Origin of the sequence: Rhodopseudomonas sp. G2_2311 (assembly GCF_047501505.1) — a bacterium.
Lineage (GTDB): Bacteria > Pseudomonadota > Alphaproteobacteria > Rhizobiales > Xanthobacteraceae > Rhodopseudomonas > Rhodopseudomonas palustris_H.
Genome location: NZ_JAZDRK010000002.1, coordinates 232,955 through 248,739, shown reverse-complemented (window position 1 = coordinate 248,739; position 15,785 = coordinate 232,955). Strand labels below are relative to the sequence as shown.

The following is a 15,785-nucleotide window of genomic DNA, read 5'->3' as shown; positions in this document are numbered from 1 at the left end:
GGTTGTAGTTTGGGTGGCTCATGACCATGCTCCACATTGCGGCTCGAATCGAGCACCGTGGCGAAGTCTAGCGATTTGGTTGAGAGATTCACCGCGTGCCGAGGCGCCCCCAAGGTGGGGATGGATTTTTAAGCAAATCAGTGGCAGCGTGTCCGTGGGCGTGACAACCCGGACCAGAGCTATAGCCGCACATCCTTGGTCAGGATGCTCCCGATTGGCGTCGGGGGTGACGGCTGAATGAGGTTCGCCAACTTGGCGTGGCCTCGACGGACGCACTTGGCGGTGCGGCTCCGAACCCTGCCATTTTGGCCGGGGTCGGGCGTGCTGTCCAGAGGGGCAACCCTTAAAAGCGCTCGGCGTGTCGCTCTGGCACGTTGTCACCCCCCGGCTGCAGCGGCTGATCCGCTGCGCAAGGGCCGTGACAAGCCCTCAGACCAGAGCACCACCAATGACCCTTCATCACCCAATGTGCCCGCCGCTGCGCGGCGTTAACAGTTACTTAGCTACCGAAGCCCGGATTGTCGCCGAGGACGATTCGCACATCGCGATCGTGCTGCGCATCCCGAAAGCAGCCGTAGCCCGCAACCTCGCTTTTCTCGCTGCGCTCGCCGATGTGACGCCGCTGGCCGATCCACATCCGACGCCGCGCGCGGCAGCGGTCTAGAGGGATGCGTCATGGATCAGCCCCGCGCCGTCCCTTCCGTGGTTAACCACGGGTTAATTCCATCCGCGACGGACGCTCGGCCGTCGGACACGATGAGCGTGCCCAGCGCGTCCGCTGCGGCTTGTGAAAGCGTTTCGAGGAGAACCCTGATGACCACCGCCATTGCCGCCGTTGCCGCCACCGCCGTCCCCGTTGCCGCCATCGCCGCCACGCCGTCGATCGCCGCCGACGGCAGCCGGCCGTTGACCGAATCCGAGATCGTTCTCGACGATCTGTGGATCCGGCGGCGGGCGTTGGCTGGAAAGGTTCAGGAATTGCTCTCCGCCGCCCGCGCCACCGCTAGAGCAGAAGGCGCCACGCCGGCGGTGATCGACGCCGCCTGGGCTGCATATGAGGCCGCGGTGCGCCCGATCATCCGCGCGGTCTTGGACTTCGAACACGAAATCGATGCACTGCCTGCCTCGATCAATCAGACCGGTGCGCTGCTGTTACTTTCGCTGCATGAATTTTCCGGACGCGCCGGGGAGTCGATGGAAGAGGCGGCCGCCCTCAATCCGGAAGTTGGGGCGGTGATTCGTGTCATCGAAGCCTTGACGCCGTCGCTGGCCGGCGCGGTCGGCGTCGACGCTGTGGATCTGTTGTCACACCCCGACCGCGCGATCAGCGCGGCTCCGTTCTTCACCTGAGCCGGGCGGTGGCGCGGCTTCAAATCGGGGCCGCGCTGCCATTTTACGATAATTTACCTAGCGTGCCGCCGGTCGCTCATGCGAGTAGCCCGGCCCCGATGGTCAAATCTCTGTTGACAGTTCGTCAGAGCTATCGGAAGGTTACTCCGACACAATGTCGGAGATTCGAGATCATGGACACCGTTCGCCTTCGCCCTCTCTGTTACGCGCTCGGCTTCAACGCTACCCGCCCGGAACAGTGGATCAGTCGTGGCTACTTCAAGCCCTCCGAAGCTGGCGTCCCCGGCCGGGCCCGAGAGCTTACCAAAGACGACGCGCTGAAACTCCTGGTGCTCGTCGAACTGGTGGACGCCGGGATCGACGCCGCTGCCATCCATCGGGATATTCGGTTCCTCCACAGGTTCAGAGGAGAGCGCGCTTTCCTTGTGATCTCGCGAGGAGAGATCGGTCTGATTATCCCGGCGACTGAAAGAGGCTCGCCAGCTCCGACGGATGATGAATGCACCCGCGTTGCGTTGCCGCCTGGGCACTATCGCTCCGACGTCGTTCGCGAGAGCGACCTACTTCGCGTGATCACTGACCCGCACAAAACTGTCTCTTTCGTCGTGAGCCTCGATCGACTTTCCGAAAGGGTGGACGCTGCGTTCGAAGAGATTGCGGCCAAGGAAGAGGCGGACGCTTAGCTCGCGCTTCCTCCTTACCAGAGGTTTGACCTGTGGATAGTACCAAGCACTCCGACAAACAGAACCTCCGCCGCGCCAGCGCGGCGGCTTACCTGCGGGAACGCTATGGCCTGCGCTGCGCGGCGACGACACTGAAGAAATACGCCAGCCGCGGCGGCGGCCCCCGATTCCATCGCGTCAACCGCACCGCGCTGTACCCGCTCGCCGAGCTTGACCGATGGGCCGCGCAGAAACTTGGTCCGCTTCATGGACACGCCGCCGATCGCGCGCCCGGAGATTTCGACACCACCAGCGCCGCCGTGGCGGCGTTGAACTAAGGCCGAAACGAACGCCAGGGACCGCTGCAATGGCACGGCTGCAACAGACCTTCAAGCAAGGCGACGTGTCGCGAGCCGTCAAGGGCGCGATGGCAGCAGGCATCAAGGTCGAGAGCGTCGAGATCACGCCCGGCGGCAAGATCATCATCAAGGCCGAAACCGATCGGCCTATCGTCGCGGCCGGCTCACCGCTGGACGAATGGAGAAGCGGCCGTGGTGCGCGCTAATCTCAAGGGCGTCTTCTGTACCTACAAGCACCGCGGGACGCCGCGCGAGCGACGCTACTGGTATCACCGCAAGACCAAGCGCCCGCTGCGTGGCGAGCCGGGCTCGCCCGAATTCATGATCGACTTCGCCGAAGCAGAAAAGCTGATCGTCGACTACCACGCCGGCCGGCTGAATAGCCTGATCCGCAAGTACACCGGCTCGGATGAGTTCGCCGCGCTGGCGGCCAGCACGCAAGCCGACTATCGCCGGATGTTGACGACGGTCGAAGTCGAGTTCGGCGACATGCCGATGGCGGCGCTGGAAGATCCTCGCGTCCGCCGCGATTTCCTCGATTGGCGAGAGAAGGTCTCGCGCGCGTCGGGCGCGCGCGAGGCCGACAACCGGCTGTCGATCGTCTCGGCAATGCTGACCTGGGCAGTTGAGCGCGGCCACCTGCTCAGCAACCACGTCAAAGGATTCCGCCGGCTGTATCACTCCAATCGAGCCGAAATCATCTGGCTGCCCGAACACGTTGACGCCTTCATGAAGGTGGCACCGGTGGAGCTGCAGCGCGCGCTGATCATCGCTCTGCACACCGGGCAGCGGCAGGGCGACATCCTGCGCATGCCGTGGTCGGCCTACGACGGCAAGGCGGTGACAGTGCGTCCGGCGAAGAACAACCGCGCCGGCCGGCGCGCGGCGGCGGTGCGGGTGCCCTGCACCAGGGCGCTGCGCGCGATGCTGTCGAAATTGAAGCGGGTGTCGCCGCTGATCCTAGCGACCAAGACCGGCAAGGCATTCCAGAAACGCTATTTCGCCCGGCAGTGGGAGATCGCCACCAAGGCGGCCGGGCTCGACGCTGTGGTGATCGACGGCAGCGACCCGACGGGCCTGCACTTCCACGACCTGCGCGGAACGGCTGTGACGATGCTGTCGGAAGCCGGCTGTACGCCTCAGGAGATCGCCACCATCACCGGGCATTCGCTGAAGCGGATCCACGAAATCCTCGAGCGATACCTCGCCCGCACCAGGGCGCTGGCCGAAGGCGCTATCGCCAAGTTCGAGAACTCACCGAGAACGAAATTTGCAAACCGGCTGCAAACTCGCGTCGCCGCAAAACCCGCGAAGAAGGGAAAAGCCAATGGAAAATAATGGCTTGAATGGCGCGCCCGAAAGGATTCGAACCTCTGACCCCCAGATTCGTAGTCTGGTGCTCTATCCAGCTGAGCTACGGGCGCGTCTGCCGCGGGCTCGCTGGGCGTTAAGGCCTGGAGCCGCTGGCGTTCCGCAGCGGCGAAGCGCTGCGAAGGCCGCCATAGCTAGCGGCTCCGGTTCGGATTGGCAAGCGCCCCGGCTGCTCTTTTCTTACGGATTGACGACGCTGCGGCCGTCTTGGGGATTGTCAGCGGCAAAGGCAGCCTGCGACCATGCCAACGCGTGCCCGCGTGGACGGCCACTGGGCTCGAAAAATCTTCAATTGTAGAGAGTTAGGCGCGCGCGCGTTCGCTGCGCAGGCTGTGCAGATCGACCGGGCGGTCGGGGATCGAGATCCGGAAGGTGGCGCCGATCGTGCCCTCCACCAGCTTGATCTCGCCGCCATGGGCCCGCACCAGCTCGGCCGCAATGGCGAGGCCGAGGCCCGAACCGCCAGCGCGAACCGAGCCGTGGAACGCCTCAAACAGGTGATCGCGCGCCTTCTGCGGCACGCCGGGGCCGGTATCCGACACCTCGAGCACCGTCACCGAGCCTTCCCGGCGGCCGGTGATGCGGATCTGCTGCAGGTTGGCGTCGTTGCGCGGCTGGCCTTCCAGCGCCTGGGCGGCGTTGCGCACCAGATTGAGCAGCACGCGGAACAGCTGATCCGGGTCGGCATCGATGGTCAAACCGCGCTCGATCGCGCTGACCCAGGTGACCGACGCATCGTCGGCGAGCCCTGCGGTTTCGCGGACGTCGTTGACCAGCGGCTCGATCAGGATGCTGCGGCGGTCCGGCGCCGCTTCCTGGGCGCGGCCATACGACAGCGTCGATTGGCAGAACGCGATCGCGCGCTCCAGCGAGCGCACCAGTTTTGGCGCGAACCGCTGCACCCGCGGATCCGGCACGCTTGAGAGCTGATCCGACAGAAGTTGCGACGACGCCAGCAGGTTGCGCAGGTCGTGGTTGATCTTCGACACCGCCAAGCCGAGCGCAGCCAGACGGCTCTTCTGATGCAGCATCGACACCAGGTCGCGCTGCATGTCCGACAATTCGCGCTCGGCAAGGCCGATTTCGTCGCCGCGCGGGCCGGGCACCACGATCGAGGCCGGGCTTTCCGGATCGCGGCGGAAATTGACCATGTTGGCGGTCAGGCGCCGCATCGGCCGCACGAACAGGAAATGCAGCGCCAGATAGATCAGCGCCGTGGTCAGGCTGGTGATGGTCAGCGACACCAGCAGCAGATTGCTGGAGAACCGATACATCGCATTGCGCAGCGGCGCGGCGTCGATCACCACTTCGATGAATTCGGCATTGCCCTCGGCCGGGCCGACCACGCGGATCGTCGGGTTGCCGCTTTCGAGCATCACCACGAAAGAATCCAGGATCGCGCCCCACGGCGTGACGTTCCGCATGTCGACGACGTGGTCGATCTTGGTCGGCAGGTTCGAGCTGGCGAGCAAGCGCCGCTGCTGGCCCATCTTGATCGCCACCGCCCGCGCTTCGATCGAGTCGAGAATTTGCTGCGCGAGGGAATCGGGCACCCGCCCGGACGGCGACGCATCGAGCACCAGCGCCGCGGTGTTGGCGGCGGCGAGGCGGTCGTTCAGCCGGTTCAGCCGATAGTTGGCGATCGACGGCACGTAGATCAGGATTTCGGCGATCAGAATCAGCGGAATCGTCAACAGCAGCAGCTTGCCGGACAGCCCAATTTTAGGCTCCAGGCCGCGCCGCCACGCGTGCGTCTCCGGCTGTTTGTCCGCTGCCTGCACCGATTGTCGCCCTCGGCCCGCTCCTCACCGCCCTGTCGGGCCGGAATCGTGACAATATTTAATGTCAAGATGCTCCTTTGCCAGAAGCAGGTCAAATTACCGTTTCCTCATTCGTGAAGATGAGCGCGCGGTTTCGACACGTCCAAAGCAGTGCGGGGTGCAATTGACGAGAACAGGACGCTCCCGTATAAGCCGCGCCAACTGTCCGCGATGGCCCGGCTCTGCCCGGGGCGGTTCATTATTGGGCTGCATCCGGCTCATTCGTGAGCCGACATCTTCGGGCTTACCCACCACTTATGAATAACTGACCCGGCGACGGAGAACGACCCGTGAAGCGGACTTATCAACCCAGCAAACTGGTGCGCAAGCGCCGTCACGGCTTTCGTGCCCGTCTCGCCACCACCGGTGGCCGCAAGGTGCTGGCGGCGCGCCGCGCCCGCGGACGCAAGCGTCTGAGCGCCTGATCGGGCTTGCCCGGGACCTGTTGATGGAGCGGTTACGGCAGCGGGCGGATTTCATCGCCGTTGCCGGCGGGCTGCGGATCAACGGACCTGCCTTCGTGCTGCAGAGCCTGCGCCGCGAAGACCAGGGCCCGATCCGGGTCGGCTTTACCGTCACCAAGAAAATCGGCACCGCGACCGAACGCAATCGAATTCGACGCAGACTGCGCGAATTGGTGAAGCGGACGGATCGCGGTTTTCTGCTGCCGCACAGCGACTATGTGCTGGTCGGACGCCGTGCGGCGCTGAGCCGCGACTTTGCCGTCATGCTCGGCGATCTGCGCACCGCGCTCGAGCGGGTGGCGCGGCGCTCTCCCAAACCCGCGTGAGTGACGAGACCCGACGATGTCCGACAATCGCAACACCATCCTCGCCGTCGTTCTGTCGGGCCTCGTGCTGCTCGGCTGGCAGTACTTCTTCAACATCCCACAGATGGAAAAGCAGCGCGCCGCCCAGCAGGCGCAGCAGCAGGCCGCCAAGCAGCAGGCCGAAACTCAGACGCCGGGTGCGGCGCAGCCAAGCACGACGCCGGCTTCGCCCGGCGCGCCGGGCGCCGCTCCGGCCAGCCCGCAGCCGGCCGCCGCCCCGACCGTCAGCCGCGAAGCCGCACTCGCTGCTGGGCCGCGCATCAAGGTCGAAACGCCCCGTCTGTCCGGTTCGATCGCGCTGAAGGGCGCCCGGATCGATGATCTGTCGCTGACGCAATATCGCGAGACGGTCGATCCGAAGTCGCCGCCGATCGAGCTGTTCTCGCCGTCGGGCAGCGCCCGTCCGTATTATGCCGAATTCGGGTGGGTCGGCGCCGCCGGCGCCAGCGTCAAGCTGCCGGACCACAACACGGTGTGGGAGCAGGAAGGCACCGGCGCCCTGACCCCGGCCACTCCGATCACGCTGAAATGGGACAACGGTGAGGGCCTCACCTTCCGCCGCCAGATCGCCGTCGACGACCGTTTTCTGTTCACCGTCAAGGACGACGTCACCAACACCGGTGGCGCTCCGGTGACGCTGTATCCGTTCGCGCTGATCTCGCGCCACGGCACCCCGCATGTCGAAGGCTATTACATCCTGCACGAAGGCCTGATCGGCTATCTCGGCGACCAGGGCCTGCAGGAATACAGCTACAGCAAGATCGACGAAGCCAAGTCGGTCGGCTTCAAGGCGACCAACGGCTGGCTCGGTATCACCGACAAGTACTGGGCCTCGGCGCTGCTGCCCGACACCAGCGCTCAGCTCCAGGCGCGGTTCTCGGCCAACAAGGTCGGCAACGTCACCACCTACCAGACCGACTATCTCGAAGACGCCCGCACCGTTCCGATCGGCGGCACCGTCACCGCCAACGCCCGGCTGTTCGCCGGCGCCAAGGAAGCGCGGGTGGTCGGCATCAACTTCCCGTTCGCCGGTCTTGGCGGCTACGATCGCCAGCTCGGCCTGAACCACTTCGATCTGCTGATCGACTGGGGCTGGTTCTACTTCATCACTAAGCCGATGTTCCTGGCGCTGGACTTCTTCTTCCACCTGGTCGGGAATTTCGGCGTCGCCATTCTGCTGGTGACGGTGCTGGTCAAGCTGCTGTTCCTGCCGCTCGCCAACAAGTCCTACGCCTCGATGGCGAAGATGAAGGCGATCCAGCCGCAGCTTGCCGCGCTCAAGGAGCGCCACCCCGACGACAAGGTGAAGCAGCAGCAGGAAATGATGGAGATCTACCGCAAGGAGAAGATCAATCCGGTCGCCGGATGTCTTCCGATCCTGCTGCAGATCCCGGTGTTCTTCTCGCTGTACAAGGTTCTGTTCGTCACCATCGAAATGCGGCACGCGCCGTTCTTTGGCTGGATTCACGACCTGTCGGCGCCGGATCCGACCAACATCTTCAACCTGTTCGGCCTGATCCCCTACGATCCGACCGCGATCCCGGTGCTCGGCCACTATCTGGTGCTTGGCGCCTGGCCGCTGGTGATGGGCTTCACAATGTGGTTCCAGATGAAGCTGAACCCGCAGCCGCCGGATCCGACCCAGCAGATGATCTTCGCCTGGATGCCGGTGATATTCACCTTCATGCTGGCGCACTTCCCGGCCGGTCTGGTGATCTACTGGGCCTGGAACAACACTCTGTCGGTGGCGCAGCAGGCCTTCATCATGCAGCGCAACGGCGTGAAGGTAGAGCTCTTGGACAATCTGAGATCGACCTTCAGCAAGAAAAAGAAGACGACCTGACCTTCACGTCATTCCGGGGCACCCGCCCCGGAATGACGACCCTGCCGGGCGCACATTTGCGCCACTCCTGGACTCTCGCCGCATGACCGACGCCATCGATCCCGACTTGATCGAACGCGGCCGCAAGATGTTTGCCGGCGACTGGCATTTCATCTGGGCGTCGCCGTCGATCGAAACGCTGCCCCCGATGGGCAGTGTCGAGGTCGCCTTCGCGGGCCGCTCCAATGTCGGCAAGTCGAGCCTGATCAACGCGCTCACCGGCCGCAACGCCCTGGCCCGAACCTCCCACACCCCGGGCCGGACTCAGGAACTGATCTTCTTCGAAGGCCCGCCGAATGCCGGACTGCGGCTGGTCGACATGCCGGGCTACGGCTACGCCGCCGCCTCGAAGGCCAAGGTCGCGTCCTGGACCTCGCTGATCCACCACTTCCTGCAGGGCCGCGCCACGCTGGCGCGGGTCTATGTGCTGATCGACGGCCGCCACGGGCTGAAGGACGTCGACCTCGACATCCTGAAGACGCTCGATAAGGCCGCGGTGAGCTACCAGATCGTGCTGACCAAGGCCGATCAGGTCAAAGCCGCCGAGCTCGCCGAGCGGGTGACCGCAACCCTCGCGGCGCTGGCGAAGCACCCTGCCGCCTTCCCGGAAGTGCTCACCACCTCCTCGCGCACCGGCGCCGGAATGCCGGAGCTGCGGGCGGCGATGATCCGCCTGCTCGACGAGCGGCGGTGATGAACGCCCTGCTCCGCCTGCCGATCGTGATCGCCGGGCTGTACGGCGCTGCAGGCGTCGCCCTGGCGGCGGCGAGCGCACATCTGCCGGATGCCAGCCGGCTCGGTCCGGCCTCTTCGATGCTGCTGTTTCATGCCTGCGCGATTTCGGCGGCCGTGCTGCTGGTCGAGCGCGGCATCGCCCACCGGATTGCCGGGCTGGCGGCGACCTTCGGCTTTGTGCTCGGCACCGCGCTGTTCGCCGGAGCGCTGACGCTGCTGCAGTTCACCGGCCACGGCCTGTTTCCGATGGCGGCGCCGACCGGTGGCTCGGTGCTGATCGGAAGCTGGCTCCTGCTCGCGGTCGCCGCGCTGTGGCCACGTCGCTAGCGCGAGCCCGGGCGGCGGATTCCGCCCCTAGGATCGGCCGCGCCGAAGTGCTAGCGATCTGTCCCGCCGCAACGGCCCCGGAATTGCTCGTTCAGATCGTCCCTTCAGCTCGAAAGACCGCTTCATGACCGACGTGCCCGTCATCAGCCCGCTCGATCAGGCCCGGATTCTGTCCGAAGCGCTGCCGCATATGCAGCGCTACGACGAAGAAACCATCGTCATCAAATACGGCGGTCATGCCATGGGTGCCGAGGACACCGCCAAGGCATTCGCGCGCGACATCGTGCTGCTCGAGCAGACCGCCGTGAACCCGGTGGTGGTGCATGGCGGCGGCCCGCAGATCGCGCAGATGCTCAAGCGCCTCGGCATCAAGTCGGAATTCGCTGCGGGGCTGCGCATCACCGATGCCGCCACCATCGAGATCGTCGAGATGGTGCTGGCCGGCTCGATCAACAAGCAGCTCGTCGGCTACATCAACGAGGCCGGCGGCAAGGCCGTCGGACTTTGCGGCAAGGACGGCAACATGGTGTCCGCCACCAAGGCGACGCGGACCATGGTCGATCCGGATTCGCGGATCGAAGAGGTGATCGACCTCGGTTTCGTCGGCGAGCCGGAGAAGGTCGACCTGACCTTGCTCAACCAGCTGATCGGCCACGAGCTGATCCCGGTGCTGGCGCCGCTCGCGACCTCCGCGTCGGGCCAGACCTTCAACGTCAACGCCGACACCTTCGCCGGTGCGGTTGCCGGTGCGCTGCGGGCCAAGCGCCTGCTGCTGCTGACCGACGTGCCGGGCGTGCTCGACCAGAACAAGAAGCTGATCCCCGAACTGTCGATCAAGGATGCCCGGAAGCTGATCGCGGACGGCACCATCTCGGGCGGCATGATCCCCAAGGTCGAGACCTGCATCTACGCGCTCGAACAGGGCGTCGAGGGCGTCGTCATCCTCGACGGCAAAGTCCCGCACGCGGTGCTGCTCGAACTGTTCACCAACCAGGGCACCGGCACGCTGATCCACAAGTGATGCGGAGCTGCGGCGACAACATCCGTCATGGCCGGGCTCGTCCCGGCCATCCACGTCTTTCTGGCGGTTTTCTCAGCAAGACGTGGATGCCCGGCACAAGGCCGGGCATGACGGGGTGGAGATCGCGCGCCCTCGGCGCCATTGTCACCACCCTCGCCCTCACCTCCGCCGCCCACGCCGACCTCAAGCTCTGCAACCGCATGAGCTATGTGGTCGAGACGGCGATCGGGGTCGATTCCAACGGCACCACCGCCTCGCGCGGCTGGTTGCGGATCGATCCGGCGCAGTGCCGGGTCGTGGTGCAAGGCGCGCTCAATGCCGACCGCATCATGCTGAATGCCCGCGCGCTGCCGGTGTACGGCGTCTCGCCGCTGCCGCAGAACGGCACCGACCGGCTGTGCATCGCCGAGGACAATTTCGTCATCGCCGCCGCGCGGCAATGCCGCGGCGGCCAGACGCTCGCCGCCTTCACCGAGATCAAGCCGACCGACACCGAGGACGGCAACAAGATCGCATATCTGGCCGAAGACTCCGGCTACGACGACGAACAGGCGAAGCTCGCTGCGATCCAGCGGCTGCTGGTGATCGCCGGTTACGACGCCTCGCCGATCGACGGCGTCGACGGCCCGAAGACGCAGGCCGCGCTGTCCGCCTTCCTCAAGAGCCGAGGCCTGAAGCCCGAGATCGTCGATGCGCCGGATTTCTTCGACGTGATGATCAAGGCCGTGCAGCAGCCGTCCGGCAGCGGACTGACCTGGTGCAACGACACCAAGTACAAGATCATGGCGGCCGTCGGCGAAGACGACGGCAAGACCATCACCAGCCGCGGCTGGTACGGCGTCGCGCCCGGCCAATGCCTGCGTCCCGACCTCAGCGCACAGCCGAAGCGGGTGTTCAGTTTCGCCGAAGCGGTCGACGGCAGCGGCCGGCCGGTCACCATCAAGGGCCGAGCGCTGAACTGGGGCGGCGGCGTGACGCTGTGCACGCGTGACAGCAAGTTCGAGATCGGCGAGCAAGGCGATTGCGCGGCGCGCGGCCTCGCCGCCACCGGCTTCGCGGCCGTCGATCTCAGTAGCGGCAAGACATTGAGGTTGTCCGCCCCATGATGCAACTCGGCAAACGCGGCTTCGATCACGTCGAGACCTGGGTGTTCGATCTCGACAACACGCTGTACCCGCATCACCTCAACCTATGGCAGCAGGTCGATGCGCGGATTCGCGACTTCGTCGCCAACTGGCTGAAAGTGTCGCCGGAAGAAGCCTTTCGCATCCAGAAAGACTACTACAAGCGCTACGGCACCACGATGCGCGGGATGATGACCGAGCATGGCGTCCATGCCGACGACTACTTGGCTTACGTCCACGCCATCGACCACTCACCGCTGCTGCCGAATCCGGCAATGGGCGATGCGATCGAGCGACTGCCGGGCCGCAAGCTGATCCTAACCAACGGCTCGACCGCCCATGCCGGCAAGGTGCTGGAACGGCTCGGCATCGGCCATCATTTCGAGGCGGTGTTCGACATCATTGCGGCCGACCTCGAGCCGAAGCCGGCGCCGCAGACCTACCGACGCTTTCTCGACCGCCACGGCGTCGACCCGGCCCGCGCAGCGATGTTCGAAGACCTCGCCCGCAACCTCACCGTACCGCACCAGCTCGGCATGACCACCGTGCTGGTGGTGCCTGACGACAGCCAGGATGTGGTCCGCGAAGACTGGGAGCTCGAAGGCCGCGACGCCGCCCACGTCGATCACGTGACCGATGATTTGACAGGGTTCTTGGGAAAGCTGAGCCCCTCGAAGTAAGGCGCCACAGCGCCTCCCCGAAAATTGCTGAGCGTCTGCGGTCGGCCGTCCCCGATCCAGCGATCCTCGCCCAGCCTTGACTCTCTCTGGGCGAATCCGGACAACACTCCGCAAAACTCTCCCTGAAATCAGCCTCCCAAGGACCCGTCGATGCCGCTCACCGCCCTGGAATCTACCATCAACGCCGCTTTCGACGCGCGCGACACCGTCACCGCGGCGACGCAGGGCGAGATTCGTCAGGCCGTCGAGGACGCGCTCGATCTGCTCGACCAGGGCAAGGTGCGGGTGGCGCAGCGCGACGAGTCCGGCGCCTGGACGGTCAATCAGTGGCTGAAGAAAGCAGTGCTGCTGTCGTTCCGGCTCAACGACATGGGCGTGATCGCCGGCGGCCCCGGCGGTGCCAACTGGTGGGACAAGGTGCCGTCGAAGTTCGCGGGCTGGGGTGAGAACCGCTTCCGCGAAGCCGGCTTCCGCGCAGTGCCGGGCGCAATCGTGCGCCGCTCCGCCTTTATCGCCAAGAACGCGGTGCTGATGCCGTCCTTCGTCAATCTCGGCGCTTACGTCGATGAAAGCACGATGGTCGACACCTGGGCGACGGTCGGCTCCTGCGCCCAAATCGGCAAGCGCGTCCACATCTCCGGCGGCGCCGGCATCGGCGGCGTGCTCGAGCCGCTACAGGCCGGCCCGGTGATCATCGAGGACGACTGCTTCATCGGCGCCCGCTCAGAAGTTGCCGAAGGCGTGATCGTCCGCAAGGGTGCGGTGCTGGCGATGGGCGTTTTCCTCGGCGCCTCGACCAAGATCGTCGACCGCGAGACCGGCGAAGTCTTCGTCGGCGAAGTGCCGGAATATGCCGTGCTGGTGCCCGGCACCCTGCCCGGCAAGCCGATGAAGAACGGCGCCCCCGGCCCGGCCACCGCCTGCGCGGTGATCGTCAAGCGCGTCGACGAGCGCACCCGCTCCAAGACCTCGATCAACGAATTGCTGCGGGACTGACACCTGTAGGAGGCGCGAATGGACTGGACCACGCTGTTCTTCAGCCCTCGAGGTCGGATCAATCGCGCCAAGTACTGGCTGGTCGGACTGATCTACGTCGCAGCCTGGATGGTGTTCACCGTGTTGGCCATCGCCTGGCTCGGCGGCGTCGATCCCGAGCAGCTGTTTCGCTTCGCCGGCGATGCGCTGCTGATCTGGTTGATCGCGATCGCACTCGGCCTTGCCGGCACCTGGTCGGGCCTGGCCACCGGCATCAAACGGCTGCACGACCGCGACAAGAGCGGCTGGTGGATCCTGCTGTTCTGGTTCGGCCCAAGTCTGCTAGGCGGCTCCAACCAGACCATGGAGGACAGCCCCGTCAGCCTGGTGCTGGCATTGATCGGGCTCGGCATCGCGATCTGGGGCTTCGTCGAACTCGGCTGCCTGCGCGGCACCCGCGGTCCTAATCAATACGGCCCGGATCCTCTGGAGCCGCAAGGCACGCTGACCTGATGACCTTGACTCCGACTGCGCTTTCGATCGCCCAAGACCTGCTGCGCTGCCCCTCGGTAACTCCGGCGGACGCCGGCGCACTCGATGTGTTGGAGACGCTGCTCAAGGGCGCAGGGTTCACCGTGCATCGCGTCACCTTCTCGGAGCCGGGCACCGCCGACATCGACAATCTGTATGCGCGGATCGGCGACGGCGCGCCGCATCTTTGCTTCGCCGGGCACACCGATGTGGTGCCGCCAGGTGAAGCCAGCGCCTGGACTCACGGCGCATTCGCCGGCGACGTGGCGGACGGCCTGCTGTACGGCCGCGGTGCGGTCGACATGAAGGGCGGCATCGCCTGCGCGGTGGCGGCGACGCTGGACTATCTGGCGGCGATCGGCGGCAAGCCAAAGGGCTCGATCTCGTTCCTGATCACCGGCGACGAGGAAGACGTCGCGGTCAACGGCACCGTCAAGCTGCTGCGATGGGCCGCCGAGCGCGGCGAACAATTCGATCACTGCATCGTCGGCGAACCGAGCAATGTCGAGGCGATCGGCGACACCATCAAGATCGGCCGCCGCGGCTCGCAATCCGGCGTACTGATCGTCGATGGCACACAGGGCCACGTCGCCTATCCGCACCGCGCCGCCAATCCGGTGCCGGATATCGCCAGGCTGATTACCGCGCTGAACGACGAGCCGCTCGACCATGGCTCGGCACAGTTTCAGCCGTCGAACCTGGAATTCACCTCGGTCGATGTCGGCAACACCGCCACTAACGTGATCCCGGCACAGGCGCGCGCCAAGTTCAACATTCGCTTCAACGATCACCACACCCAGGAGACGCTGAAGACGCTGGTCGAACAGCGGCTGGCGGCTGCGTGCGGCAATCGCATCCGCGCCCGGATCGAGTGGCTGCCGTCCAATGCCGACGTGTTCGTCACCAAGCCCGGCGCCTTCACCGATCTGGTCGGTGCCGCGATCGCCGAGTTGACCGGCAGCAACCCCGATCTCAACACCGGCGGCGGCACCTCGGACGCACGATTCATCGCCAAGTACTGCCCGGTTGTGGAATTCGGCCTGGTCGGCCAGACCATGCACCAGATCGACGAACGCACGCCGGTCAGCGATCTCGACAAGCTGACCGCGATCTACCGCGGCGTGCTGGAGAGATATTTCTCCTGACTCTCCCCGTCGTTCCGGGGTGCGAGCACAGCTCGCGAAACCGGAATCCCGAGATTCAGGGCACCGTTACGTTCGCTACAACATCGGGATTCCGGCTTCGCGCTACGCGCGCCCCGGAATGACGGCCATGTGGCTTAGTAATCCACCTGCATCAGATACAACCCCTCCGGCGGCGCGACCGGGCCGCAGGCGGAGCGCTTACGCGCGGCGAGCGCGGCGGCGAGATCATCGACGGTCCAGCGGCCTTCGCCGACCCACACCAGCGAGCCGACCATCGAGCGGACCTGGCTGTGCAGGTAGGAGCGGGCATTGGTGACGATATCGACCGCATCGCCATCGCGGATCACGTCGAGCACGTCGAGCGTCTTCTCAGGCGAAGCCGCCTGGCACTCGGTATCGCGGAAGGTGGTGAAGTCGTGCTTGCCGATCAGCACCTGCGCAGCACGGTGCATCGCGTCGGTATCGAGCGGCTTCGGCACCCGCCACACCTTGCCGATGTCGAGCGCCAGGTTGGAGCGGCGGTTGGCGATGCGATAGCGATAGTGCCGCCGCACGGCCGAGAACCGCGCTTCGAATGTGTCCGGCACAATTTCGGCCGCCAGCACAGCAACCGGGTTGGGACGCAGATGGGCGTTCAGCGCGTCGCGGAGCTTGTCGGCTCGGAACGGCTTCGGAATATCGACATGCGCGACTTGCCCCAGCGCATGGACCCCGGCATCGGTACGACCAGCGCCATGCACCCGCACGACCTCACCGCAGGTCGCCAGTGCCGCAGCCTCCAGCGCGCCCTGCACTGATGGCAGCGCCGGCTGCAACTGCCAGCCACAAAACGGCGCGCCGTCATATTCGATGGTGAGTTTGTAGCGGGGCATGACCCTATTTGGTGTCATTGCCGGGCTTGACCCGGCAATCCATCGTTCAAGATGAGATTTGTTTCGAGGATGGATGTGCGGGTCAAGCCCGCGCATGACGTT

General features: G+C 65.3%; 19 protein-coding genes and 1 tRNA gene. 17 read left to right on the top strand and 3 right to left on the bottom strand.

All coding sequences use genetic code 11. The annotated features are described in order from the left end of the window. Positions 1-448: 448 nt before the first annotated feature. The 6 genes from VRZ08_RS04110 (at position 449) to xerC (ending at position 3,709) form a co-directional block, all read left to right on the top strand. Entirely contained in the window at positions 449-664 is a 216-nt protein-coding gene (locus tag VRZ08_RS04110) for a hypothetical protein (RefSeq protein ID WP_414531648.1), read from the top strand. A 149-nt stretch (positions 665-813) separates the two neighbouring features. Next, the gene (locus VRZ08_RS04105; protein ID WP_414531647.1) at positions 814-1,350 is read left to right on the top strand and encodes a hypothetical protein; all 537 of its coding nucleotides are present in this window, start codon (positions 814-816) and stop codon (positions 1,348-1,350) included. 173 nt (positions 1,351-1,523) lie between these two features. Then, the gene (locus VRZ08_RS04100) at positions 1,524-2,033 is read left to right on the top strand and encodes a hypothetical protein (protein ID WP_264055050.1); all 510 of its coding nucleotides are present in this window, start codon (positions 1,524-1,526) and stop codon (positions 2,031-2,033) included. A gap of 32 nt (positions 2,034-2,065) precedes the next feature. Then, positions 2,066-2,350: a hypothetical protein gene (locus tag VRZ08_RS04095; protein WP_414531646.1), complete on the top strand. Its 285-nt coding sequence runs from the start codon at positions 2,066-2,068 to the stop codon at positions 2,348-2,350. A 29-nt stretch (positions 2,351-2,379) separates the two neighbouring features. Continuing rightward, entirely contained in the window at positions 2,380-2,577 is a 198-nt protein-coding gene (locus VRZ08_RS04090; protein ID WP_414531645.1) for a hypothetical protein, read from the top strand. Further along, positions 2,564-3,709, top strand: coding sequence for a site-specific integrase (gene xerC, locus VRZ08_RS04085; protein WP_414531644.1), 1,146 nt, complete (start codon positions 2,564-2,566; stop codon positions 3,707-3,709). The genes VRZ08_RS04090 and xerC overlap by 14 nt, the downstream gene beginning before the upstream one ends. A 9-nt stretch (positions 3,710-3,718) precedes the next feature. Here the strand turns inward: xerC and VRZ08_RS04080 are convergent. Together VRZ08_RS04080 and VRZ08_RS04075 are read right to left on the bottom strand one after the other, a co-directional pair. Continuing rightward, positions 3,719-3,795: transfer RNA gene (locus VRZ08_RS04080), tRNA-Arg, on the bottom strand. 249 nt (positions 3,796-4,044) lie between these two features. Next, entirely contained in the window at positions 4,045-5,523 is a 1,479-nt protein-coding gene (locus VRZ08_RS04075; protein WP_107354127.1) for a sensor histidine kinase, read from the bottom strand. Between the two features lie 329 nt (positions 5,524-5,852). Here VRZ08_RS04075 and rpmH point away from each other — a divergent pair, with 329 nt between their 5' ends. The 11 genes from rpmH to dapE all read left to right on the top strand — a co-directional run bounded on the left by rpmH (position 5,853) and on the right by dapE (position 14,811). Further along, positions 5,853-5,987 carry a 50S ribosomal protein L34 gene (rpmH, locus tag VRZ08_RS04070; protein ID WP_006609582.1) on the top strand — a complete coding sequence of 45 codons (135 nt, stop codon included), beginning with the start codon at positions 5,853-5,855 and terminating at the stop codon, positions 5,985-5,987. Positions 5,988-6,010: 23 nt separating this feature from the next. After that, a complete protein-coding gene (gene rnpA, locus VRZ08_RS04065; protein WP_011156201.1) occupies positions 6,011-6,352 on the top strand; it encodes a ribonuclease P protein component in 342 nt (113 codons plus the stop codon). A 16-nt stretch (positions 6,353-6,368) separates the two neighbouring features. Beyond that, positions 6,369-8,234 carry a membrane protein insertase YidC gene (gene yidC / locus VRZ08_RS04060; protein WP_414531643.1) on the top strand — a complete coding sequence of 622 codons (1,866 nt, stop codon included), beginning with the start codon at positions 6,369-6,371 and terminating at the stop codon, positions 8,232-8,234. A gap of 82 nt (positions 8,235-8,316) precedes the next feature. After that, the gene (yihA, locus tag VRZ08_RS04055) at positions 8,317-8,967 is read left to right on the top strand and encodes a ribosome biogenesis GTP-binding protein YihA/YsxC (RefSeq protein WP_107342828.1); all 651 of its coding nucleotides are present in this window, start codon (positions 8,317-8,319) and stop codon (positions 8,965-8,967) included. Further along, entirely contained in the window at positions 8,967-9,335 is a 369-nt protein-coding gene (locus VRZ08_RS04050) for a DUF423 domain-containing protein (protein ID WP_107354125.1), read from the top strand. Before yihA ends, VRZ08_RS04050 begins: the two co-directional genes overlap by 1 nt. Before the next feature lie 124 nt (positions 9,336-9,459). Beyond that, positions 9,460-10,356 carry an acetylglutamate kinase gene (gene argB / locus VRZ08_RS04045; protein WP_107342826.1) on the top strand — a complete coding sequence of 299 codons (897 nt, stop codon included), beginning with the start codon at positions 9,460-9,462 and terminating at the stop codon, positions 10,354-10,356. A gap of 107 nt (positions 10,357-10,463) precedes the next feature. Continuing rightward, positions 10,464-11,462 carry a DUF1036 domain-containing protein gene (locus VRZ08_RS04040; protein ID WP_414531642.1) on the top strand — a complete coding sequence of 333 codons (999 nt, stop codon included), beginning with the start codon at positions 10,464-10,466 and terminating at the stop codon, positions 11,460-11,462. Further along, entirely contained in the window at positions 11,459-12,160 is a 702-nt protein-coding gene (locus tag VRZ08_RS04035) for a pyrimidine 5'-nucleotidase (RefSeq protein ID WP_414531641.1), read from the top strand. The genes VRZ08_RS04040 and VRZ08_RS04035 overlap by 4 nt, the downstream gene beginning before the upstream one ends. A gap of 150 nt (positions 12,161-12,310) precedes the next feature. Then, the gene (gene dapD, locus VRZ08_RS04030) at positions 12,311-13,156 is read left to right on the top strand and encodes a 2,3,4,5-tetrahydropyridine-2,6-dicarboxylate N-succinyltransferase (protein ID WP_414531640.1); all 846 of its coding nucleotides are present in this window, start codon (positions 12,311-12,313) and stop codon (positions 13,154-13,156) included. A gap of 18 nt (positions 13,157-13,174) precedes the next feature. Then, positions 13,175-13,648, top strand: coding sequence for a DUF805 domain-containing protein (locus tag VRZ08_RS04025; protein WP_414531639.1), 474 nt, complete (start codon positions 13,175-13,177; stop codon positions 13,646-13,648). Then, positions 13,648-14,811 (top strand): succinyl-diaminopimelate desuccinylase, encoded by a 1,164-nt coding sequence (gene dapE, locus VRZ08_RS04020; RefSeq protein WP_414531638.1) that lies wholly within the window; start codon positions 13,648-13,650, stop codon positions 14,809-14,811. The genes VRZ08_RS04025 and dapE overlap by 1 nt, the downstream gene beginning before the upstream one ends. Positions 14,812-14,945: 134 nt before the next feature. On the opposite strand, the gene truA is transcribed toward dapE, so the two are convergent. Then, positions 14,946-15,683, bottom strand: coding sequence for a tRNA pseudouridine(38-40) synthase TruA (gene truA, locus VRZ08_RS04015; RefSeq protein WP_414531637.1), 738 nt, complete (start codon positions 15,681-15,683; stop codon positions 14,946-14,948). Between the last annotated feature and the right edge of the window lie 102 nt (positions 15,684-15,785).